Below are 22,861 nucleotides of genomic sequence, written 5' to 3'. Positions count from 1 at the left end.
GTTAACAAAAGCGGTGCAATATGCAAGTTTTTATCATGCGTCACGGCGACGCAGCCCTCGATGCCGCCAGTGATTCCGTTCGTCCTCTGACCACTAATGGTTGTGACGAATCTCGCCTGATGGCGAACTGGCTGAAAGGTCAAAAAGTGGAAATCGAACGCGTTCTGGTGAGCCCGTTCCTGCGAGCCGAGCAAACACTGGAAGAAGTAGGGGATTGTCTGAACCTGCCTTCCAGTGCAGAAGTTCTGCCGGAGTTAACGCCCTGCGGCGATGTTGGTCTGGTCAGTGCCTATTTGCAGGCGTTGACCAATGAAGGTGTTGCTTCGGTACTGGTGATCTCTCACTTACCGTTAGTCGGGTATCTGGTTGCCGAGTTATGTCCGGGCGAAACGCCGCCTATGTTTACCACCTCGGCCATTGCCAGCGTAACGCTTGATGAAAGCGGAAACGGTACATTCAACTGGCAGATGAGCCCGTGTAATCTGAAGATGGCAAAAGCTATCTGATGTGTTCCAAATTATGCCCAATGAGGTAGATTCATTGGGCATAATTGCTCATCAGGCAGCGGATATCTGTCAACCTCACTACTATCGAAGACTCTCCTTATCTATAAATAAAACACTTTCTACATTCATTCGGAAATTATTCTTCTGCGCGTATCTTGATTTTGCCCAAAGTTACATGTTGAAATGAATAATGTCTGTTTGACACTCATTGTCATTTATTAATACAGATAATAGAGTTGAATAATCAGGCAGGATGTAATTGAAACTTGATTAAATTCTGGCTATAGTGTTTATATATTATATTGTCAAAAGTGGATAAATGCCAATCGCATTATATGTTCATTGTTTGTTTTTTAAGCTGTTGATATTCATTATTGATATACTTTCTATTTTTTCTAAATACTTATTCCGTATTTTTTAAGGATGTCCTTAAGATAACCTTTCTTCTGTCAATATATTAATTAAATCTACATTTACTCTTTAGTAAAATTAAATTGCATCAGGGGGGTGAAAACATCACTATGCGGCCCCACACCAAAGAATACAATTTTCTACGACCTGTTCTTTTTGGATCGCATGCCGTATTCAATGGCTGGGTATAAACATTGGGTATTGACTGAATCAATGTATTGTAATGTTTATATTTTTAATTATTTATAGTTTAAGGACAAATAATGAGTAAGTTTGTTAAAACAGCTATTGCTGCGGCAATGGTGATGGGCGTTTTCACCTCTACGGCAACAATCGCTGCGGTTAACAACGGTACTGCACGTTTTTACGGCACCATTGAAGACTCAGTGTGTTCTATCGTTCCGGACGATCACAAACTGGAAGTTGATATGGGTGATATCGGTGCCGAAAAACTGAAAAATAACGGCACCACCACGCCGAAAAGTTTCCAGATTCGTCTGCAAGATTGCGTATTTGATACTCAGGAAACAATGACCACTACCTTTACTGGTACCGTTTCTTCTGCAAATAGCGGCAATTATTACACCATTTTCAATACCGATACCGGTGCGGCATTTAACAATGTTAGCCTAGCGATCGGTGACTCTCTGGGTACCTCTTACAAAAGCGGCATGGGTATTGACCAGAAAATAGTGAAAGACACTTCTACCAATAAAGGCAAAGCGAAGCAGACACTGAACTTTAAAGCCTGGCTGGTCGGCGCAGCTGATGCGCCAGATCTGGGTAATTTCGAAGCAAATACCACCTTCCAGATTACTTACCTGTAAGGCATACCCCCATAGCGACACTGCTATGGGGGATTTAAATGGATTTTGACCGAACAAGAATAAAAACGGATAGAAACGTGTATGCCTGACCATTCTCTTTTTCGATTACGGATTCTTCCGTGGTGCATTGCGCTGGCAATGTCAGGGAGTTATAGCAGTGTCTGGGCTGAAGACGACATTCAGTTTGATTCCCGTTTTCTGGAATTAAAAGGCGACACAAAAATTGATCTGAAGCGTTTTTCCAGCCAGGGATATGTTGAGCCCGGAAAATACAATTTACAGGTTCAACTAAATAAACAGCCATTGGCGGAAGAGTACGATATTTACTGGTATGCTGGTGAAGATGACGCGAGCAAAAGCTATGCTTGTCTGACACCGGAACTGGTAGCGCAGTTTGGTTTAAAAGAAGACGTGGCGAAAAATCTGCAATGGAGCCACGATGCTAAATGCCTGAAATCCGGTCAACTGGAAGGCATGGAAATTAAGGCTGATTTAAGCCAGTCCGCATTAGTCATTTCACTGCCACAGGCTTACCTCGAATATACTTATCCCGACTGGGATCCGCCTTCACGTTGGGATGACGGCATCTCCGGGATCGTCGCGGACTACAGCATCAACGCACAAACCCGGCACGAAGAAAATGGCGGTGATGATAGTAACGAGATCAGCGGCAACGGGACGGTCGGGGTTAACCTGGGGCCGTGGCGTATGCGTGCTGACTGGCAGACTAACTATCAACATACTCGCAGTAATGATGACGATGAATTCAGCGGCGATGAAACTCAAAAAAAATGGGAGTGGAGTCGCTACTATGCCTGGCGGGCGTTACCATCATTAAAAGCCAAACTGGCGCTGGGCGAGGATTACCTCAGATCCGATATTTTTGATGGTTTTAACTATGTTGGTGGCAGTGTCAGTACTGACGATCAAATGTTGCCTCCCAATCTGCGCGGCTACGCGCCAGACATTTCCGGCGTGGCACACACCACAGCAAAAGTGACCGTCAGCCAGATGGGGCGTGTGATTTACGAAACGCAGGTTCCGGCTGGACCGTTTCGTATTCAGGATCTTGGTGATTCTGTCTCCGGTACGTTGCATATTCGCATTGAAGAACAGAACGGCCAGGTGCAGGAATATGACATCAGCACCGCCTCGATGCCATACCTCACTCGCCCAGGTCAGGTTCGCTATAAGATCATGATGGGCCGTCCGCAAGAGTGGGGACACCATGTCGAGGGTGAATTTTTTTCTGGTGCTGAAGCTTCCTGGGGGATCGCTAACGGCTGGTCGTTATATGGCGGCGCACTGGGAGATGAAAACTATCAGTCTGCGGCGCTTGGCGTCGGTCGCGATTTGTCTACATTCGGCGCGGTCGCGTTTGATGTTACTCACTCGCACACCAAACTGGATAAAGACACCGCTTATGGCAAAGGTTCGCTGGACGGTAACTCCTTCCGTGTGAGTTATTCCAAAGACTTTGACCAGCTCAACAGCCGCGTTACTTTTGCTGGATATCGCTTCTCGGAAGAGAACTTTATGACCATGAGCGAGTATCTGGATGCCAGTGACAGCGGAATGGTACGCACGGGCAACGACAAAGAGATGTACACCGCCACTTATAACCAGAACTTCCGCGATGCGGGTGTTTCGGTTTATCTCAACTATACCCGCCATACCTACTGGGATCGCGAGGAGCAGACAAACTACAACATCATGCTCTCGCACTATTTCAATATGGGCAGTATTCGTAATGTCAGCATCTCGATGACTGGCTACCGTTACGAGTATGACAACCAGGCCGACAAAGGCATGTACATTTCGCTCAGTATGCCGTGGGGCGACAACAGTACCGTTAGCTATAACGGTAACTATGGCAGTGGGACGGACAGCAGTCAGGTCGGTTATTTCAGCCGTGTCGATGACGCGACTCACTATCAGTTGAACGTCGGCACCAGTGACAAACACACCAGCGTTGACGGCTATTACAGCCATGATGGTTCGCTGGCGCAGGTTGACTTCAGTGCGAACTACCATGAAGGGCAATACACCTCTGCGGGCTTGTCGTTACAGGGCGGCGCAACGCTTACTGCCCACGGTGGCGCACTTCACCGTACCCAGAATATGGGCGGGACACGCTTGTTGATTGATGCCGATGGCGTTGCCGATGTTCCGGTGGAAGGTAACGGGGCTGCTGTTTATACCAATATGTTTGGTAAAGCCGTCGTTTCTGACGTCAATAACTATTACCGCAATCAGGCGTATATCGACCTCAACAGATTGCCTGAAAACGCTGAAGCAACCCAGTCGGTGGTGCAAGCCACGCTAACTGAAGGTGCCATTGGCTACCGTAAATTTGCTGTCATTAGCGGACAAAAAGCGATGGCGGTGCTGCGCCTGAGCGACGGCAGCCATCCTCCGTTTGGCGCAGAAGTAAAAAATGATAACGAGCAGACAGTGGGCCTTGTCGATGATGACGGCAATGTTTATCTGGCTGGGGTGAAACCTGGCGAACACATGAGTGTGTTCTGGAGTGGTGTTGCGCATTGCGATATCAACCTGCCGGACCCGCTGCCTGCCGATCTGTTTAACGGCTTGTTACTGCCATGCCAGCATAAAGGCAATGTAGCACCTATCACTTCGCCGGCGGTCAAACCGGCGATTCAGGAACAGACACAGCGGGTGACGCCAACGGAACCTCCGACTTCAATTTCAGTAAACCAGTAACGTGATTAAGGAATGATCCATGTTTAATCTGACTAACACTGCAAAAATCGTTGTCCCGGCACTGGCGCTGCTGGCGACAGCGGTCAGTTTCTCCAGCCACGCTTCGGTGACGCCCGACAGGACACGGCTGGTGTTTAACGAAAGCGACAAGTCCATCAGCGTCACGCTGCGCAACAACGATCCCACACTGCCTTATCTGGCGCAGAGCTGGATAGAGGATGCAAAGGGCAACAAAATCAGCTCGCCGCTTGCGGTGCTTCCGCCAGTGCAGCGCATCGATGCGATGATGAACGGCCAGGTGAAGGTGCAGGGGCTGCCGGATATCAACAAACTGCCGGCCGACCGCGAGAGCGTGTTCTATTTCAACGTGCGCGAAATTCCGCCGAAATCAAATAAACCGAACACACTGCAGATTGCGCTGCAGACGCGTATCAAACTGTTCTGGCGACCGAAGGCGCTGGAGAACACCAGCATGAAAAGTCCGTGGCAGCATAAGGTGACGCTCATCCGTAACGGCCAGGACTTCACCGTCAATAACCCGACGCCGTACTACGTGATCATCAGCAACGCCAGCGCTAAAAAAGGCGGCAACCCGCCGGCGGGATTCACACCGCTGATGATGGAGCCGAAAACCTCCGCACCGCTGAATGCGAAGATGGACAGCGTGCCGGTGCTGACTTACATCAACGACTACGGCGCGCGGATGCCGCTGTACTTCATATGCACCGGCAACAGCTGCCAGGTGGATGAAGAGCAGAGCCGCAAAGGCTGATGCCGGGAGGGACTTATGAGTCACAAGTTTGTAGCGGGCGCAGGGTTGCTGGTGCTGGCCGGATGGGGCATCAGCGGTTTGGCTGTTGCTGGCAGTGATATCAAACAGGTGGATCTGACGCTGCGAATCCTGGTCGATGGACCGCCGCCTTGCTCCGTGAAGGGAAGCGCTGTGAAATTTGGCAATGTGATAATCAACAGGATCGATGGTACCAATTACCAACAGGATGCGAAATACACCCTCAACTGCGGTAATAAAGTCAGCGATGACTTACGGATGCAGCTCAAAGGCAATACCGCCGTGATCAACGGAGAAACGGTTCTCAGCACGGATATCGCCGGCCTGGGGGTGCGGATAGAAAACGCCGCCGACAACTCCCTGTTTGCAGTTGGTGAAAATAACTGGACGCCTTTTAATGTCAACACTCAGCCTCAGCTGAAAGCGGTGCCGGTAAAACAGAGCGGGGTGCAACTGACGCCGTCGGAGTTTAACGCCACGATGACCATGGTGGTGGATTACCAATGAAAAAATTCCTGCTCCTTTTACTGTGCGCTGGTTGCGGGGCTGTGCTGGCGGCGGAAGATGACATCACATTCCACGGTACGCTGATGTCGCCGCCCGCCTGTAGCATCAGCGGCGGGCAAACCATCGAAGTGCAATTTCGCGATCTCATTATCGACAGCATTGATGGCAATTATGGTCGTCAGAAAGTGGACTACGAACTGAGCTGCGACTCGGATGTCCGCGATCCCGAGTGGAATATGACACTCTCCTGGACGGGGACTGCCACCTCCTACAACGACTCTGCTATTGAGACGGATGTACCGGGCTTCGGAATTGAGCTTCAGCATGACGGTCAGCGTTTTAAGCTCAACGAGCCGCTTTCCATTAACGCCACCGATTTTAGCCAGAAGCCAAAGCTGGAGGCGGTACCGGTCAAAGCGGCTGATGCGGTGCTGACGGACACGACCTTTTCTGCTTACGCAACCTTACGGGTGGATTACCAATGAAAACAGCACACATTTATTCACCCGGTTATGCGCTGTTAGCAGGCCTGCTGCTGACCGCCAGCACAGGAGCTCAGGCAGTCGACAACAACCTGCATTTTTACGGCAACCTGCTGAGTAAATCCTGCACGCTGGTGGTGGATGGTGCCAACCTGGCAGAAATCCATTTTCCCACCGTCAGCAACCGGGATTTGATGGTATCTGGGCAGTCCGCGCATCTGCCGGTTGTGTTTAAGCTGAAAGACTGCAAAGGGCCGGCGGGATACAACGTCAAAGTCACGCTGAGCGGCACCGAAGACAGCGGTCAGCCGGGTTTTCTGGCAGTCGATGACACCTCCACCGCGCAGGGCGTGGGGATAGGGATGGAAACGCTCGACGGCAAGCGGGTGGATATTAACAACACCACCGGGGCGACCTTTGCGCTTACCAACGGCAACAATGATATTAATTTCCGGGCCTGGATCCAGGCGAAAAGCGGTCGTGATGTAACCATCGGTGATTTCACCGCCAGCCTGACAGCTACGTTTGAGTATATATAAAATGCATAAAATACGTCATGTTATATGTTTATTGGTGCTGGCTCTGTGCGCTTCTGGGATACAGGCTGCGACAAAGATCGCCACACTCTATGTACCCGCGGGGACGACCAGCGTTGTTGCAAAGTATCGTTTTCATCTTTCAGTCCTGACCCCTCAATCAGTTGAATATGGCACGTATGAATCTAATTCAACTGCGGCAGCAAGTTTGCCTTTAGTTAGTTGGACCGGGAGTCCTCCCGGCCCTGAACTCAGGATGGAGCGCAATAATACAACCTTACCGGATTCTACCTGCCCCGGATTAGAAGAGTATGATGCTCTCTCTCCAGTAACGGCCTGGTCATGTAATGAATTAGTACTTGGCGTTTATTACGATGGAGATTTACACGGTTGTCCCTGGATTGTGTCGTCTTATGTTGAAAGCGCCAGTACTATGGATCAGCGTTTCGGGGCCGGAATTTTTATAGGACCAACAAAAGTTAGCTCTGACTGCCCGACAGAGTCCCTGGCACCGTATGATGTTTCCTGGAATGAAAATTATGTTGTACATAACAAAGTCGTCAGGTTGCAGTCAACAGGTGGTGTTATTGAGCAAACACTGCCCACTTTCCTGATGGAAAACGGCAAACTGTGTGATGGCAGTAATTTTGACGAGCGTGGAGCCTACTGCCGTTTTGTCGCACAGCAGATGACCTTCTCGACTTCCGGCTGTGATAATGCCAAAGTGACGGTGACGCCAGAGCCGCAACCGATCACGTCCAGGCAACTGCATGATATGAAGCTACGCGTGGACACGACATCTCGACAGCCCATAGATTCTACCTGCCGATTCACTTACATACTGAATATGTATTAGCGCACCTTTTCTCACCTGGCAGGGTCATTCGCCCCTGCCATTCCGCGCTCCTGGCACAACACGCTCAACTCCTCAGGGCAACTCCGGCGGCAACCACTCTTCCACTTCAATCAACACCAACAAAGCCGCATCACCGCCGTACTCTTTCGGTGCCTGGTGAAATGCCATCACATGCGGATGTTGTGCCAGCCACAGCGGTGTTTGTTGCTTCAAAATATGCTTCCCGTGCCCATGCATCACGCAGGCACAAAACACATGTTCGCGGCGACAGGCGGCAATCAACGCGCCCAGTTCCTGCTTGGCCTGCAGCTGCGTCAGACCGTGTAAATCCAAAAACAATTCCGGTGAATAATCGCCGCGGCGCAGTTTCTTCGCCTCAAAATGGCTGACATCCGGGCGAACATATTTCACCGGACCTTCGGTATTTAATAACGGCTGAAACTCATCGGAGAAATAATGGCTGGCATCAGCCTGCTCCTGGATCAAGCGTTTCACCGGCACTTCGCTGATTTTTTTACGCTGCGGTCGGTGGACAATCGTGTCCTGCTTAATCTTGCGAGTCCCCGCCATCAACTGGCGAAACAGAGCCTGGTCCTCCTCGCTAAGTGTTGTTTTCTTTTTCATTTATCTGTCTCTATTTCTAATTTTCCTACAGTTTACCCGACTCGTAGCACAATCGATCGTTTTAAACGTATTTTTCCTCACTCACCGCGCGTGAATGCTGATTTATCGTCATCTTCATGGCAAACTAGCCGCCGAAATTATTGCGATCATGCCCTGGAGGAATACGTGGATAAAATTTTCGTTGATGAAGCAGTAAATGAGCTGCAAACCATTCAGGACATGTTGCGCTGGTCGGTAAGCCGCTTCAGCGCGGCAAATATCTGGTACGGTCACGGCACCGATAACCCGTGGGATGAAGCCGTACAGCTGGTGTTACCATCGCTCTACCTGCCGCTGGATATCCCGGAAGATATGCGCACCGCGCGTCTGACCTCCAGCGAAAAACACCGTATTGTTGAACGCGTGATCCGCCGCGTCAACGAGCGCATTCCGGTGGCTTACCTGACCAACAAAGCCTGGTTCTGCGGTCATGAATTTTACGTCGATGAACGCGTGCTGGTGCCGCGCTCGCCGATTGGTGAACTGATCAACAATAAATTTGCCGGACTCATCAGCAAGCAACCGCAGCATATTTTAGATATGTGTACCGGTAGCGGCTGCATCGCCATTGCCTGTGCTTATGCCTTCCCGGAAGCGGAAGTCGACGCGGTAGATATCTCTCCCGACGCGCTGGCGGTTGCCGAACAGAACATCGAAGAACACGGTCTGATCCACAACGTCATTCCGATTCGTTCCGATCTGTTCCGTGATTTGCCGAAAGTGCAATACGATCTGATTGTCACTAACCCGCCGTATGTCGACGCGGAAGATATGTCCGACCTGCCAAACGAATACCGTCACGAGCCGGAACTGGGCCTGGCATCTGGCACCGACGGCCTTAAACTGACACGTCGCATTCTTGGAAACGCGGCAGATTACCTTGCTGATGATGGCGTGTTGATTTGTGAAGTCGGCAACAGCATGGTACATCTTATGGAACAATATCCGGATGTTCCGTTCACCTGGCTGGAGTTTGATAACGGCGGCGATGGTGTGTTTATGCTCACCAAAGAGCAGCTGCTGGCGGCCCGTGAATATTTCGCGATTTATAAAGATTAAGTAAACACGCAAACACAACAATAACGGAGCCGTGATGGCTGGAAACACAATTGGACAACTCTTTCGCGTAACCACCTTCGGCGAATCGCATGGGCTGGCGCTCGGCTGCATCGTCGATGGTGTTCCGCCAGGCATTCCGCTGACGGAAGCGGACCTGCAACATGACCTCGACCGTCGTCGCCCTGGGACATCGCGCTATACCACCCAGCGCCGCGAGCCGGATCAGGTCAAAATTCTCTCCGGTGTTTTTGAAGGCGTTACTACTGGCACCAGCATTGGCTTGTTGATCGAAAACACTGACCAGCGCTCTCAGGATTACAGCGCAATTAAAGACGTTTTCCGCCCAGGCCATGCTGATTACACCTACGAACAAAAATACGGTCTGCGCGATTATCGCGGCGGTGGACGTTCTTCCGCCCGCGAAACCGCCATGCGCGTGGCGGCAGGGGCGATTGCCAAAAAATATCTCGCCGAGAAATTTGGTATTGAAATCCGCGGCTGCTTGACCCAGATGGGCGACATTCCGCTGGAAATCAAAGACTGGTCGCTGGTTGAACAAAATCCGTTCTTCTGCCCGGACCCCGACAAAATCGACGCGTTAGATGAACTGATGCGCGCGCTGAAAAAAGAGGGCGACTCCATCGGCGCGAAAGTCACCGTTGTTGCCAGTGGTGTCCCCGCCGGACTTGGCGAGCCGGTCTTTGACCGCCTGGATGCCGACATCGCCCATGCGCTGATGAGCATCAACGCGGTGAAAGGCGTGGAAATTGGCGACGGTTTTGACGTAGTGGCGCTGCGCGGCAGCCAGAACCGCGACGAAATCACCAAAGACGGTTTCCAGAGCAACCATGCGGGCGGCATTCTCGGCGGTATCAGCAGCGGGCAGCAAATCATTGCTCATATGGCGCTGAAACCGACCTCCAGCATTACCGTGCCGGGGCGCACTATTAACCGCTTTGGCGAAGAAGTTGAGATGATCACCAAAGGCCGTCACGATCCCTGTGTCGGGATCCGTGCAGTGCCGATCGCTGAAGCGATGCTGGCGATCGTTTTAATGGATCACCTGTTACGGCAGCGGGCGCAAAATGCCGATGTGAAGACTGATATTCCACGCTGGTAAAAAATGAACAAAACCGCGATTGCGCTGCTGGCTCTGCTTGCCAGTAGCGCTAGCCTGGCAGCGACGCCGTGGCAAAAAATAACCCAACCTGTGCCGGGTAGCGCACAATCGATAGGCAGTTTTTCTAATGGCTGTATCGTCGGTGCTGACACGCTGCCGATACAGTCCGAACATTATCAGGTCATGCGTACCGATCAGCGTCGCTATTTCGGTCACCCGGATCTGGTGATGTTTATCCAGCGTCTGAGTAGCCAGGTGAGCAATCTGGGCATGGGTACGGTGCTGATTGGCGATATGGGGATGCCCGCTGGTGGGCGTTTCAACGGCGGTCATGCCAGCCACCAGACCGGACTGGATGTCGATATCTTTCTGCAACTGCCGAAAACTCGCTGGACCTCCGCGCAGCTCTTGCGCCCGCAAGCACTGGACTTAGTTTCCCGCGACGGTAAACACGTTGTCTCCACGCTGTGGAAGCCAGAAATTTTCAGCTTGATCAAACTCGCCGCCCAGGACAAAGACGTCACACGCATTTTTGTTAATCCGGCGATTAAACAACAACTTTGCCTTGATGCGGGCACCGATCGCGACTGGTTGCGCAAAGTGCGACCCTGGTTCCAGCATCGCGCGCATATGCATGTACGATTACGTTGTCCTGCCGATAGTCTGGAGTGTGAAGATCAACCTTTACCGCCACCAGGCGATGGTTGCGGGGCAGAACTGCAAAGCTGGTTTGCACCTCCAAAACCGGGAACAACAAAGCCTGAGAAGAAGACACCGTCTCCGTTGCCGCCTTCCTGCCAGGCGCTACTGGATGAGCACGTGATCTAATGGAAACGTTTAATAGCCTGTTTATGGTTTCCCCGCTGTTGCTGGGAGTTCTCTTTTTTGTCGCCATGCTGGCGGGATTTATCGACTCGATTGCCGGTGGCGGTGGGTTACTCACCATTCCGGCATTGATGGCAGCGGGGATGTCTCCCGCTAATGCGCTGGCAACCAATAAACTGCAAGCCTGCGGCGGCTCTATTTCCGCCACTATCTACTTTATTCGCCGCAAAGTGGTTAGTTTAAGCGATCAGAAACTCAATATTGCCATGACCTTTGTCGGCTCAATGAGCGGCGCACTGTTGGTACAGTACGTTCAGGCTGATGTCTTACGGCAGATTTTGCCCATTCTGGTGATTTGTATCGGCCTCTATTTCTTGCTGATGCCAAAGCTGGGTGAAGAAGATCGCCAGCGCCGGATGTACGGTTTACCCTTCGCGTTAATTGCCGGTGGCTGCGTCGGTTTTTATGACGGATTCTTTGGCCCGGCTGCCGGATCGTTTTACGCGCTGGCCTTCGTTACGCTGTGCGGATTCAACCTCGCCAAAGCCACGGCTCACGCCAAATTACTCAACGCAACGTCAAACATTGGTGGTCTGCTGCTGTTTATTCTCGGCGGCAAAGTGATTTGGGCGACGGGCTTTGTGATGCTGGTGGGGCAGTTCCTCGGCGCGCGCATGGGTTCACGGCTGGTGTTGAGCAAAGGACAAAAGCTGATCCGCCCGATGATTGTTATCGTCTCGGCGGTGATGAGTGCCAAATTACTTTACGATAGCCACGGACAGGAGATCCTCCACTGGTTGGGGATGAACTAATGAACAGTACACACCACTATGAGCAGTTGATTGAAATTTTTAATAGCTGCTTTGCCGATGAATTTAATACCCGTCTGATTAAAGGCGACGACGAACCGATCTATCTTCCTGCTGATGCGGAAGTACCGTATAACCGAATTGTCTTTGCCCACGGCTTTTATGCCAGCGCAATTCATGAGATTTCGCACTGGTGTATTGCCGGAAAAGCGCGCCGTGAGCTGGTTGATTTCGGCTACTGGTATTGCCCGGATGGGCGTGATGCCCAAACGCAAAGCCAGTTTGAAGATGTTGAAGTGAAGCCGCAGGCACTCGACTGGTTGTTCTGTGTGGCGGCGGGATATCCGTTTAACGTCAGTTGCGACAATCTGGAAGGCGACTTCGAACCGGATCGTGTGGTGTTTCAACGGCGGGTACATGCGCAGGTGATGGATTACCTAGCAAACGGCATTCCTGAACGCCCGGCACGCTTCATTAAAGCACTACAAAATTATTATCACACGCCGGAACTTACGGCGGAACAGTTCCCGTGGCCGGAAGCGCTCAACTAAAGCCAGCGCCACGTTTTACAATGAGGAAAGAAGATGATCGCGGAGTTTGAATCACGCATTCTGGCATTAATCGACGGTATGGTTGACCATGCCAGTGATGATGAGTTGTTTGCCAGTGGGTATTTGCGTGGCCACCTGACATTAGCCATCGCAGAACTGGAAAGTGGTGATGACCACTCCGCTCAGGCGGTGCATACGACCGTTAGCCAGAGTCTGGAAAAAGCCATTGGTGCCGGTGAATTGTCGCCGCGTGACCAGGCGCTGGTGACCGATATGTGGGAAAACCTGTTTCAGCAGGCGTCACAGCAGTAAGTTGCGGCGTCTGGAGCACCATGCCTGATGCGACGCTTATCGCGTCTTATCAGGCCTACACGTCACACGTAGGTCGGATAAGGCGTTCACGCCGCATCCGGCAAACACTGCGAGAGCAGATTACCTCGCCTTAACCGCTTTACCCTTCAACAATTTCCGCACCCATAACCGATTCGGGTTTAACGCCGCCAGCGTACTGGCATCCATCGGAATCGGTTCGTCGCTCATCTGCGCCGCCAGAATCTCGGCACACAGCGGGGCAGAACACAAACCGCGAGAACCTAAAGCCGCAAACATAAAGAGATCGTCAAAAACCGGCGCGCTTACCGCCTCATCTTTCTGCTCCGCCAACGACGCATATTCCACGAGTGTTGCCTCATAATCGGGAACATTGCCTACCATTGGCAGATGATCGCGGGTGGCACAACGCACACCGCAGCGCGCCTCTTTATCACTGACATCAACCTCTTTTGCCCACTGTGCCTGCGGGAAACAATCAATCAACCGCTGGCGATTCTGCTGCTGATCGTCCTCACTGTACGCCGTATCTTCGCTGCCGCGATGATAACTGGCACCAATACAATGATGTTGATTCGCCGGATTTTGTGGCGTGAGATAACCGTCATAGCACAGCACCTGCTTCAGCTCTGCCAATTCCGGCGTTGTCGGAATATGGCTGACCTGCCCGGCAACCGAATACACCGGGAGAGTCGACGTATGGCTGAATCGGCTGATTTGATGCCCGTTCGCCAGTACCACTACGCTGTGTGTTGCTTGCTGATCTCCTGCAAAATTCAACAACCAACAGTCATCCTTACGGGATAAATTCTGTAACTGATATTGATAATAAATCTGCAAACCCTGCTGTTGCGCCAGTTCCAGCACATTACGGGTCAGTTCTGCTGGGCACAGCCAACCACCTTGCGGATAAGTAATGCCGCTGCAATTTGTCGCAACGCCCGTAATTTGTTCAACCGCATTTGCCTCAACGGCTACAGCCAGTTCTGCGGGTAAATCCATTGACAACATCTGTGCGATTTTATGCTGGCTTTTCTCATTCCAGCCTAACTGCGTGACGCCGCACCAGTCATGATCAAATTTAACGGGTAATTGGTCGTAAAACCGACGAGCAAAAGTAAACGCATTAGAGAAAAAGCGGTTTAGCGCCTCATCGTGTTTGCTTAATAACGGATACAGCGCCCCCTGGCGATTGCCGGAAGCACCCAGTGCGGGGGCCTCATCCGCGCAATAAAGCGTTACCTGCCAGCCGCGCCGTAATAGCGCCAGCGACAACAACGCGCTGGCAATACCACCGCCGATAATCGCCGCTTCCCGTTTGCTGCTGCCCGTGCGGTTAAACCACGGCGCGGAGCAGGGGAGCGGTAATGTCTGTTCCATCACCCCGCAAAGCATTTCCCGTTTGCGCCCAAAGCCCTTACGTTTTTGCATCGTGAATCCGGCGTCCTGCAAACCGCGGCGGACAAAACCGGCAGACGTAAATGTCGCCAGCGTGCCGCCCGGACGCGCCAACCTTGCCATGGCGTTAAACAGATTTTGCGTCCACATATCCGGGTTTTTCGCTGGCGCAAAGCCGTCCAGAAACCAGGCATCTACTTTTTGATTTAGCGAATCGTCCAGTTGGCTGGTCAGTTCGTTAATATCGCCAAACCATAAATCCAGCGTCACGCGGCCTTCATCGAGCAATAAACGATGGCAACCGGGCAAGGGCATTGGCCACTGCGCCTGAAGTTGTTCTGCCCACGGAGCCAGTTCCGGCCAGTGTTGATGCGCTAAGGCTAAATCCGCACGGGTGAGGGGAAATTTCTCAAAACTAATGAAATGTAAGCGTTGTAATTGCGCTTGCGGATGCGCTTCGCGAAACTGATCAAATGCCTGCCATAGCGTCAGGAAGTTTAATCCGGTGCCGAAGCCGCTCTCTGCTACCACAAACAGAGGATGTGGATGCTCAGGAAAGCGTACCTCTAATTGGTTGCCTCCCAGAAAAACATAACGCGTCTCTTCCAGCCCGTTATCGTTGGAAAAATAGACATCGTCAAAATCTCGGGAAACAGGTGTACCCTCAGCATTAAATTCGAGGTTGGCAGGTTGTATGGAGTAGTGTTTCACGTAAGTTACTCGTCTTACAGGCGGTGGCTCGATCTTAGCGATGTGTGTAAGGCTGCGCAAATTTCTCTATTAAATGGCTGATCGGACTTGTTCGGCGTACAAGTGTACGCTATTGTGCATTCGAAACTTACTCTATGTGCGACTTACAGAGGTATTGAATGAAACGTGCAGTGATTACTGGCCTGGGCATTGTTTCCAGCATCGGTAATAACCAGCAGGAAGTCCTGGCATCTCTGCGTGAAGGACGTTCAGGGATCACTTTCTCTCAGGAGCTGAAGGATTCCGGCATGCGTAGCCACGTCTGGGGCAACGTAAAACTGGATACCACTGGCCTCATTGACCGCAAAGTTGTGCGCTTTATGAGCGACGCATCCATTTATGCATTCCTTTCTATGGAGCAGGCAATCGCAGATGCGGGCCTTTCTCCGGAAGCTTACCAGAATAACCCGCGCGTTGGCCTGATTGCAGGTTCTGGCGGCGGTTCCCCGCGTTTCCAGGTGTTCGGCGCTGACGCAATGCGCGGCCCGCGCGGCCTGAAAGCGGTTGGCCCGTATGTGGTCACCAAAGCGATGGCATCCGGCGTTTCTGCCTGCCTCGCCACGCCGTTTAAAATTCATGGCGTTAACTACTCCATCAGCTCCGCGTGTGCGACTTCCGCACACTGTATCGGTAACGCAGTAGAGCAGATCCAACTGGGCAAACAGGACATCGTGTTTGCTGGCGGCGGCGAAGAGCTGTGCTGGGAAATGGCCTGCGAATTCGACGCGATGGGTGCGCTGTCTACTAAATACAACGACACCCCGGAAAAAGCCTCCCGTACTTACGACGCTCACCGTGACGGTTTCGTTATCGCTGGCGGCGGCGGTATGGTAGTGGTTGAAGAGCTGGAACACGCGCTGGCGCGTGGTGCTCACATCTATGCTGAAATCGTTGGCTACGGCGCAACCTCTGATGGTGCAGACATGGTTGCTCCGTCTGGCGAAGGCGCAGTACGCTGCATGAAGATGGCGATGCACGGCGTTGATACCCCAATCGATTACCTGAACTCTCATGGTACTTCGACTCCGGTTGGCGACGTGAAAGAACTGGCAGCTATCCGTGAAGTGTTCGGCGATAAGAGCCCGGCGATTTCTGCAACCAAAGCCATGACCGGTCACTCTCTGGGCGCTGCTGGCGTACAGGAAGCTATCTACTCTCTGCTGATGCTGGAACACGGCTTTATCGCCCCGAGCATCAACATTGAAGAGCTGGACGAGCAGGCTGCAGGTCTGAACATCGTGACCGAAACGACCGATCGCGAACTGACCACCGTTATGTCTAACAGCTTCGGCTTCGGCGGCACCAACGCCACGCTGGTAATGCGCAAGCTGAAAGATTAATTCGCAGTAGGTCGGAGTAGACGCGCCAGCGTCGCATCCGACGTTACGCGCCAATGCGGCCTCCGGCACTAACGCAAAAGGGAACCTGATGGTTCCCTTTTTCACATCATTGACAATCGCCGCCAGTTCCAGGCAAACTTCCCGCTTTGTCGATTTCCTTCTGAAAAGACGTACGCGTTAAATCCTGCCAACGCACCGTAACCCTGAAACCAGAGAGATGAGACGGGGATACTCCTCGCCTTGCGCTGCATTCTGGAGTAATGCATGACTGCTGTAAGCCAAACCGAAACACGATCTTCTGCCAATTTTTCGCTCTTCCGCATCGCTTTTGCGGTTTTTCTCACCTACATGACCGTAGGGTTGCCGTTGCCGGTTATCCCGCTGTTTGTTCATCATGAACTGGGCTATGGCAATACCATGGTCGGCATTGCCGTCGGGATTCAGTTTCTGGCTACGGTGCTGACGCGTGGTTACGCCGGGCGACTGGCCGATCAATATGGTGCAAAACGTTCGGCGCTTCAGGGAATGTTAGCTTGTGGTCTGGCTGGCGGCGCGTTGCTGCTGGCGGCGATTTTGCCTGTCTCCGCACCGTTCAAATTTGCTCTGTTGGTCGTCGGGCGTTTGATTCTTGGCTTTGGTGAAAGCCAGTTACTGACAGGCGCTCTGACCTGGGGACTAGGCATCGTAGGGCCAAAACACTCTGGCAAAGTGATGTCATGGAACGGAATGGCGATTTACGGTGCCCTCGCTGTTGGTGCTCCGCTTGGCCTGTTGATTCATAGCCATTACGGTTTTGCCGCACTGGCGATCACCACAATGGTATTACCCGTACTGGCGTGGGCCTGTAACGGCACAGTGCGCAAAGTACCGGCCCTGGCGGGAGAACGTCCATCGCTGTGGAGCGTTGTCGGGCTTATCTGGAAACCAGGGTTAGGTCTGGCACTACAAGGCGTTGGTTTTGCTGTTATCGGGACTTTCGTTTCGCTCTACTTTGCCAGCAAAGGATGGGCGATGGCGGGCTTTACTCTTACCGCGTTTGGCGGCGCATTTGTCGTGATGCGCGTCATGTTTGGCTGGATGCCGGACCGTTTTGGCGGCGTGAAAGTGGCGATTGTCTCTCTGCTTGTAGAAACGGTGGGCTTGTTGCTGCTCTGGCAAGCCCCAGGTGCATGGGTCGCATTAGCGGGCGCGGCGTTAACCGGAGCCGGATGTTCGCTTATCTTTCCTGCGCTGGGCGTGGAGGTGGTTAAACGCGTCCCCTCACAAGTTCGCGGCACCGCACTGGGCGGTTACGCCGCGTTTCAGGATATCGCCCTCGGCGTCTCCGGGCCGCTGGCGGGAATGCTGGCGACCACGTTTGGTTACTCTTCGGTATTTCTTGCCGGGGCGATCTCTGCGGTGCTGGGTATTATTGTCACGATACTGTCATTTCGTCGGGGTTAACGAACCAGCCAGACCAGCATCAGGATAATCGCGACTAACAGTATCCACAGCGCGGGACGCGTTGCCATATTTTGCAACGTGTCCATCATCGGTGGAAAAGGATTAAGCAGCGGTTGCATAACACGCGGATCAATCCCTTTAACCCGCCGTTGATAAAGCTGATTAAGAATATCCTCGGCCTGGGCAGAAGAAAGCGATGATTGCGCAGAAAGACCATATTTTTGCTGGATATATGCCGATAACGCCGCCAGTTCACTGGCATCTAAAGGTTGTTTTAGCGTCATCTGTAGTGATTCCAGCGTCGGCGTATTTTGCTGGCTTAGCGTCTGACGCGCCTGTAGCCAGGTCACCAGATGGTTAAACAGTTTCGCTGGAATTAACTCGCCATCTTTCACCCCGGAAAGTTCCAGCATCGATTGCCAGATCTGTTTGCTGGGTTCCCCCGTTGCCGCCGCAAGTTTGGTCACCAGCTGTTTTAGCGCATTGTGCTCCGCCGGTAATAAAGGACGGTCGGTCGCCTCGCGCTGCTGTGGTTGCGGAATAACCATCTTCCCTTCCTGCAACAGGGTGAGAATGGTTTTTAATTGCTCCGGTGAGAGCTGATTCAGCGGCGTCTGACCAAAGTTATGACGGATATAATCCGTGACCGCCTGACGATTATTCCCCAGACGTAAATACTCCCCTAATTGCGCTAAAAGCTGGCGGGCAGAATGGCTTTTTTGCGCGGCCAGCAGACGTTGCGCCAGATTATGCTCAGCGGCAGGGAAGTGACGCGAAAGCAGCGGTGAATCTCCCGACAGACCAATATCGTGCCTGATACCCGCCCACAGTTCTGCTCTTTGCTGTTGCGTCAGTGAGGTCACTTTCGTCATTAAGCTTTCCAGCGAAGTACGTTGCTGACTGGATAAAGGCTGATTGCCCGCGCCAGACGGCAGGTTATCTCCCTGACCTGGTGGTTGCCCAGGAGGAGGGCCGGAAATAGGTTGTATCATTACGTATCCTTATACCTGAAATCTTCGCAAGTATGCCTGGCCGCGAGATTATGGCACACTTGTCCGGTTAACTCTCGTCTCATACAGGTAACACAAACGTGAAAATCCTTGTTGATGAAAATATGCCTTATGCCCGCGACTTATTTAGCCGTTTGGGTGAGGTGACCGCGGTTCCCGGGCGTCCAATCCCCGTCGCTCAACTGGCAGACGCGGATGCGCTGATGGTGCGTTCGGTCACGAAAGTGAATGAATCTTTGCTGGCAGGAAAACCCATTAAATTTGTTGGCACTGCCACTGCGGGGACCGACCATGTCGATGAAGCATGGTTGAAGCAGGCGGGAATTGGTTTTTCCGCTGCACCTGGCTGTAATGCGATTGCGGTGGTGGAATATGTTTTCTCCTCACTACTGATGCTTGCCGAACGCGATGGATTTTCACTGCACGACCGTACGGTGGGGATCGTGGGCGTTGGTAACGTTGGACGTCGATTGCAGGCGCGACTGGAAGCGTTAGGGATTAAAACATTGCTTTGCGATCCGCCTCGCGCTGACCGTGGGGATGAGGGTGATTTCCGCTCGCTGGATGAATTAGTTCAGCATGCGGATATTCTGACTTTCCATACGCCACTCTTCAAAGATGGGCCGTACAAAACGCTGCATCTGGCGGATGAAAAACTGATCCGTAGCCTGAAGCCGGGAGCGATTCTGATTAACGCCTGCCGTGGCGCAGTCGTCGATAATACTGCGTTGCTGACCTGCCTGAATGAAGGCCAGAAGTTAAGCGTAGTGCTGGATGTCTGGGAAGGCGAACCGGAACTTAACGTGGAGTTGCTGACAAAAGTGGATATCGGCACGCCGCATATCGCAGGTTATACCCTGGAAGGTAAAGCACGCGGTACTACGCAAGTGTTTGAAGCCTATAGCAAGTTTATTGGGCATGAACAGCACGTTGCGCTGGATACATTACTGCCCGCGCCAGAGTTTGGTCGCATTACGCTGCATGGCCCGCTCGATCAACCGACGCTGAAAAGGCTGGTGCATTTGGTGTATGATGTGCGCCGCGATGACGCACCGCTGCGTAAAGTCGCCGGGATACCGGGTGAGTTCGATAAACTGCGCAAAAACTATCTTGAGCGCCGTGAATGGTCATCTCTGTATGTAATTTGTGATGACGCCAGTGCGGCATCATTGCTGTGTAAACTGGGTTTTAACGCCGTTCATCATCCGGCACGTTAATCTCTTCTTCATGCTCTCTGCTGTAACATTGGCAGGGAGCTTTGCTATTTCTGGAGTAAACCACCATGTCTGAAGGCTGGAACATTGCCGTCCTGGGCGCAACTGGCGCTGTGGGCGAAGCCCTGCTTGAAACGCTGGCTGAACGTCAGTTCCCGGTTGGGGAAATTTATGCACTGGCACGTAACGAAAGCGCAGGCGAACAACTGCGCTTTGGTGGTAAAACAATCACCGTGCAGGATGCCGCTGAATTCGACTGGACGCAGGCGCAGCTGGCATTTTTTGTCGCAGGCAAAGAAGCTACCGCTGCCTGGGTTGAAGAAGCGACCAACTCAGGTTGCCTGGTGATCGACAGCAGCGGACTGTTTGCTCTCGAACCCGACGTACCGCTGGTGGTGCCGGAAGTAAACCCGTTTGTACTGACCGATTACCGCAACCGGAATGTCATCGCCGTACCAGACAGTCTGACCAGCCAGCTGCTGGCGGCACTGAAACCGTTAATCGATCAGGGCGGTTTGTCGCGTATCAGTGTTACCAGCCTGATTTCAGCCTCCGCCCAGGGCAAAAAAGCGGTCGATGCGTTAGCGGGGCAGAGTGCGAAATTGCTCAACGGCATTCCGATTGACGAAGAAGATTTCTTCGGTCGTCAACTGGCGTTCAATATGCTGCCGTTGTTGCCGGATAGCGAAGGTAGCGTGCGTGAAGAACGTCGTATCGTTGACGAAGTACGCAAAATCCTGCAGGACGAAGGGCTGATGATTTCGGCAAGCGTCGTCCAGGCACCGGTATTCTACGGTCATGCCCAGATGGTCAACTTTGAAGCACTGCGTCCGCTGGCGGCAGAAGAAGCGCGTGATGCGTTTGCTCAGGGCGAAGATATTGTGCTCTCTGAAGAGAACGAATTCCCGACTCAGGTAGGGGATGCTTCGGGTACGCCGCATCTTTCTGTTGGCTGCGTGCGTAATGACTACGGTATGCCGGAGCAAGTCCAGTTCTGGTCGGTGGCCGATAACGTTCGCTTTGGCGGCGCGCTGATGGCAGTAAAAATCGCCGAGAAACTGGTGCAGGAGTATCTGTACTAATGTCCGACCAGCAACAACCGCCAGTTTATAAAATTGCGCTGGGCATTGAGTACGACGGCAGTAAGTATTACGGCTGGCAACGGCAGAATGAAGTCCGCAGTGTGCAGGAGAAGCTGGAAAAGGCGCTCTCCCAGGTGGCGAACGAACCCATTACCGTCTTCTGCGCCGGGCGTACTGACGCTGGTGTACACGGTACCGGGCAGGTAGTGCATTTCGAAACGACCGCGCAGCGCAAAGACGCGGCGTGGACCTTGGGCGTAAATGCGAATTTACCTGGTGACATCGCCGTGCGTTGGGTTAAAGCTGTACCTGATGATTTTCATGCCCGATTTAGCGCCACGGCTCGCCGTTATCGCTACATCATCTACAATCATCGGCTGCGCCCGGCGGTACTGAGTAAAGGGGTAACCCATTTTTACGAACCGCTGGACGCTGAACGGATGCATCGGGCTGCGCAATGCTTGCTGGGCGAGAATGATTTCACCTCGTTCCGTGCGGTGCAGTGCCAGTCCCGAACCCCGTGGCGCAACGTTATGCATATTAATGTCACGCGTCACGGTCCTTATGTGGTGGTAGATATCAAAGCGAATGCCTTTGTACATCATATGGTCAGGAATATTGTCGGCAGCCTGATGGAAGTCGGTGCCCACAACCAGCCGGAGAGCTGGATAGCAGAGTTGCTGGCGGCAAAGGACAGAACGCTGGCGGCAGCAACGGCAAAAGCGGAAGGGCTGTATCTGGTCGCGGTGGATTACCCTGACCGGTATGATCTTCCAAAACCGCCAATGGGCCCGCTATTTCTGGCGGACTAACGAGAATAACGCTCGGAACATTTCAGGCTGTAGCCAACGTAGTTACAGCCTGAAAGATGACGAGTACAAGGCATAGGCAAATATGGACCTGATTTATTTCCTCATCGATTTTATCCTGCACATTGACGTGCATCTGGCAGAGCTGGTCGCGGAGTACGGCGTCTGGGTTTATGCCATTCTGTTTTTGATTCTGTTCTGCGAAACGGGGCTGGTGGTAACGCCATTCCTGCCTGGTGATTCGTTGCTGTTTGTTGCAGGTGCATTGGCGTCACTGGAAACTAACGATCTCAATGTCCATATGATGGTCGTGCTGATGTTGATTGCCGCTATTGTCGGTGACGCAGTGAACTACACCATTGGACGGTTATTTGGTGACAAACTGTTCAGTAATCCAGATTCGAAAATCTTTCGTCGCAGTTATCTTGATAAGACTCATCAGTTTTACGAGAGACATGGCGGCAAAACGATTATTCTCGCCCGTTTTGTACCGATCGTCAGAACGTTCGCGCCGTTTGTTGCGGGAATGGGCCACATGTCGTACCGTCATTTCGCCGCTTATAACGTGATCGGCGCACTGTTGTGGGTACTGATTTTTACCTACGCGGGTTATTTCTTCGGCACGCTCCCCTTCATTCAGAGCAACCTTAAGCTGATGATTGTTGGCATTATTTTTGTTTCAATATTGCCTGGGGTTTTCGAATTTATTCGTCACAAACGCGCTGCGGCACGCGCCGCAAAATAAAAAGTAACTCCGCGGTTCGACCACTTTTTTATCCAAAGTTTCGGGCTGTTATGTTTTAATGTGCAACATTCATG

At 52.3% G+C, this 22,861-nt stretch carries 23 protein-coding genes; 20 read left to right on the top strand and 3 right to left on the bottom strand.

Annotated elements, in window-relative coordinates; translation table 11 throughout:
- Nucleotides 1-20 precede the first annotated feature (20 nt).
- From sixA to FTE26_RS17710, 8 genes are all read left to right on the top strand, one after another.
- Nucleotides 21-506, top strand: coding sequence for a phosphohistidine phosphatase SixA (gene sixA / locus FTE26_RS17745; protein ID WP_001195819.1), 486 nt, complete (start codon nucleotides 21-23; stop codon nucleotides 504-506).
- A 674-nt stretch (nucleotides 507-1,180) separates the two neighbouring features.
- Nucleotides 1,181-1,744, top strand: coding sequence for a fimbrial protein (locus FTE26_RS17740; RefSeq protein WP_000033333.1), 564 nt, complete (start codon nucleotides 1,181-1,183; stop codon nucleotides 1,742-1,744).
- Between the two features lie 81 nt (nucleotides 1,745-1,825).
- Nucleotides 1,826-4,468 (top strand): fimbrial usher protein YfcU, encoded by a 2,643-nt coding sequence (gene yfcU / locus FTE26_RS17735; RefSeq protein ID WP_021562324.1) that lies wholly within the window; start codon nucleotides 1,826-1,828, stop codon nucleotides 4,466-4,468.
- Between the two features lie 19 nt (nucleotides 4,469-4,487).
- The gene (locus tag FTE26_RS17730; RefSeq protein ID WP_000482748.1) at nucleotides 4,488-5,240 is read left to right on the top strand and encodes a fimbria/pilus periplasmic chaperone; all 753 of its coding nucleotides are present in this window, start codon (nucleotides 4,488-4,490) and stop codon (nucleotides 5,238-5,240) included.
- 15 nt (nucleotides 5,241-5,255) lie between these two features.
- Complete coding sequence (locus FTE26_RS17725) at nucleotides 5,256-5,765, top strand: fimbrial protein (RefSeq protein ID WP_000018471.1); 510 nt, start codon at nucleotides 5,256-5,258, stop codon at nucleotides 5,763-5,765.
- The gene (locus FTE26_RS17720; RefSeq protein ID WP_000714140.1) at nucleotides 5,762-6,250 is read left to right on the top strand and encodes a fimbrial protein; all 489 of its coding nucleotides are present in this window, start codon (nucleotides 5,762-5,764) and stop codon (nucleotides 6,248-6,250) included. The genes FTE26_RS17725 and FTE26_RS17720 overlap by 4 nt, the downstream gene beginning before the upstream one ends.
- Nucleotides 6,247-6,786, top strand: a complete 540-nt coding sequence (locus FTE26_RS17715) for a fimbrial protein (protein ID WP_000844745.1) — start codon at nucleotides 6,247-6,249, stop codon at nucleotides 6,784-6,786. The genes FTE26_RS17720 and FTE26_RS17715 overlap by 4 nt, the downstream gene beginning before the upstream one ends.
- Before the next feature lies 1 nt (nucleotide 6,787).
- Nucleotides 6,788-7,639 carry a StfH/YfcO family fimbrial adhesin gene (locus tag FTE26_RS17710; RefSeq protein WP_001315753.1) on the top strand — a complete coding sequence of 284 codons (852 nt, stop codon included), beginning with the start codon at nucleotides 6,788-6,790 and terminating at the stop codon, nucleotides 7,637-7,639.
- 72 nt (nucleotides 7,640-7,711) lie between these two features.
- Here FTE26_RS17710 and smrB read toward each other — a convergent pair whose 3' ends face one another.
- On the bottom strand, nucleotides 7,712-8,263 hold the full coding sequence (smrB, locus tag FTE26_RS17705) for an endonuclease SmrB (RefSeq protein ID WP_000730806.1): 552 nt from the start codon (nucleotides 8,261-8,263) through the stop codon (nucleotides 7,712-7,714).
- Between the two features lie 165 nt (nucleotides 8,264-8,428).
- On the opposite strand from smrB, the gene prmB reads away from it, so the two are divergent.
- From prmB to FTE26_RS17675, 6 genes are read left to right on the top strand one after another with little or no spacing between them, the layout of a single operon-like run.
- Nucleotides 8,429-9,361, top strand: coding sequence for a 50S ribosomal protein L3 N(5)-glutamine methyltransferase (prmB, locus tag FTE26_RS17700; protein WP_001295704.1), 933 nt, complete (start codon nucleotides 8,429-8,431; stop codon nucleotides 9,359-9,361).
- 34 nt (nucleotides 9,362-9,395) lie between these two features.
- Nucleotides 9,396-10,481 (top strand): chorismate synthase, encoded by a 1,086-nt coding sequence (gene aroC / locus FTE26_RS17695; protein WP_000918470.1) that lies wholly within the window; start codon nucleotides 9,396-9,398, stop codon nucleotides 10,479-10,481.
- A 3-nt stretch (nucleotides 10,482-10,484) separates the two neighbouring features.
- Nucleotides 10,485-11,309: a penicillin-insensitive murein endopeptidase gene (gene mepA / locus FTE26_RS17690; RefSeq protein WP_001043820.1), complete on the top strand. Its 825-nt coding sequence runs from the start codon at nucleotides 10,485-10,487 to the stop codon at nucleotides 11,307-11,309.
- The gene (locus FTE26_RS17685) at nucleotides 11,309-12,118 is read left to right on the top strand and encodes a sulfite exporter TauE/SafE family protein (RefSeq protein ID WP_000447361.1); all 810 of its coding nucleotides are present in this window, start codon (nucleotides 11,309-11,311) and stop codon (nucleotides 12,116-12,118) included. Before mepA ends, FTE26_RS17685 begins: the two co-directional genes overlap by 1 nt.
- A complete protein-coding gene (gene epmC, locus FTE26_RS17680; protein ID WP_001089235.1) occupies nucleotides 12,118-12,666 on the top strand; it encodes an elongation factor P hydroxylase in 549 nt (182 codons plus the stop codon). Before FTE26_RS17685 ends, epmC begins: the two co-directional genes overlap by 1 nt.
- Before the next feature lie 33 nt (nucleotides 12,667-12,699).
- Nucleotides 12,700-12,978 (top strand): YfcL family protein, encoded by a 279-nt coding sequence (locus FTE26_RS17675; RefSeq protein ID WP_000559764.1) that lies wholly within the window; start codon nucleotides 12,700-12,702, stop codon nucleotides 12,976-12,978.
- A 120-nt stretch (nucleotides 12,979-13,098) separates the two neighbouring features.
- On the opposite strand, the gene mnmC is transcribed toward FTE26_RS17675, so the two are convergent.
- Nucleotides 13,099-15,105 (bottom strand): bifunctional tRNA (5-methylaminomethyl-2-thiouridine)(34)-methyltransferase MnmD/FAD-dependent 5-carboxymethylaminomethyl-2-thiouridine(34) oxidoreductase MnmC, encoded by a 2,007-nt coding sequence (gene mnmC, locus FTE26_RS17670; protein ID WP_000683809.1) that lies wholly within the window; start codon nucleotides 15,103-15,105, stop codon nucleotides 13,099-13,101.
- A 158-nt stretch (nucleotides 15,106-15,263) separates the two neighbouring features.
- Between mnmC and fabB the strand changes: the two genes are divergently transcribed.
- Nucleotides 15,264-16,484, top strand: a complete 1,221-nt coding sequence (gene fabB, locus FTE26_RS17665; RefSeq protein ID WP_000817178.1) for a beta-ketoacyl-ACP synthase I — start codon at nucleotides 15,264-15,266, stop codon at nucleotides 16,482-16,484.
- A gap of 264 nt (nucleotides 16,485-16,748) precedes the next feature.
- The gene (locus tag FTE26_RS17660; RefSeq protein ID WP_000127781.1) at nucleotides 16,749-17,927 is read left to right on the top strand and encodes an MFS transporter; all 1,179 of its coding nucleotides are present in this window, start codon (nucleotides 16,749-16,751) and stop codon (nucleotides 17,925-17,927) included.
- Here FTE26_RS17660 and flk read toward each other — a convergent pair.
- Nucleotides 17,924-18,919, bottom strand: a complete 996-nt coding sequence (gene flk / locus FTE26_RS17655) for a flagella biosynthesis regulator Flk (protein ID WP_000615821.1) — start codon at nucleotides 18,917-18,919, stop codon at nucleotides 17,924-17,926. The two genes, FTE26_RS17660 and flk, sit on opposite strands and share 4 nt — an antisense overlap.
- Before the next feature lie 98 nt (nucleotides 18,920-19,017).
- On the opposite strand from flk, the gene pdxB reads away from it, so the two are divergent.
- The 4 genes from pdxB to FTE26_RS17635 all read left to right on the top strand — a co-directional run bounded on the left by pdxB (nucleotide 19,018) and on the right by FTE26_RS17635 (nucleotide 22,787).
- Nucleotides 19,018-20,154, top strand: a complete 1,137-nt coding sequence (pdxB, locus tag FTE26_RS17650) for a 4-phosphoerythronate dehydrogenase PdxB (protein WP_000699121.1) — start codon at nucleotides 19,018-19,020, stop codon at nucleotides 20,152-20,154.
- Between the two features lie 65 nt (nucleotides 20,155-20,219).
- Nucleotides 20,220-21,233, top strand: a complete 1,014-nt coding sequence (locus FTE26_RS17645) for an aspartate-semialdehyde dehydrogenase (protein ID WP_001289165.1) — start codon at nucleotides 20,220-20,222, stop codon at nucleotides 21,231-21,233.
- On the top strand, nucleotides 21,233-22,045 hold the full coding sequence (gene truA, locus FTE26_RS17640; protein WP_001283590.1) for a tRNA pseudouridine(38-40) synthase TruA: 813 nt from the start codon (nucleotides 21,233-21,235) through the stop codon (nucleotides 22,043-22,045). Before FTE26_RS17645 ends, truA begins: the two co-directional genes overlap by 1 nt.
- Nucleotides 22,046-22,127: 82 nt before the next feature.
- Nucleotides 22,128-22,787, top strand: coding sequence for a DedA family protein (locus FTE26_RS17635; RefSeq protein WP_000364331.1), 660 nt, complete (start codon nucleotides 22,128-22,130; stop codon nucleotides 22,785-22,787).
- The last annotated feature ends 74 nt before the right edge of the window (nucleotides 22,788-22,861 follow it).

Origin of the sequence: Escherichia sp. S10b, from assembly GCF_028421345.1 — a bacterium.
Lineage (GTDB): Bacteria > Pseudomonadota > Gammaproteobacteria > Enterobacterales > Enterobacteriaceae > ECMA0423.
Note: the sequence above shows the minus strand (reverse complement) of the source record. Positions and strands in the feature narration are given on the sequence as shown.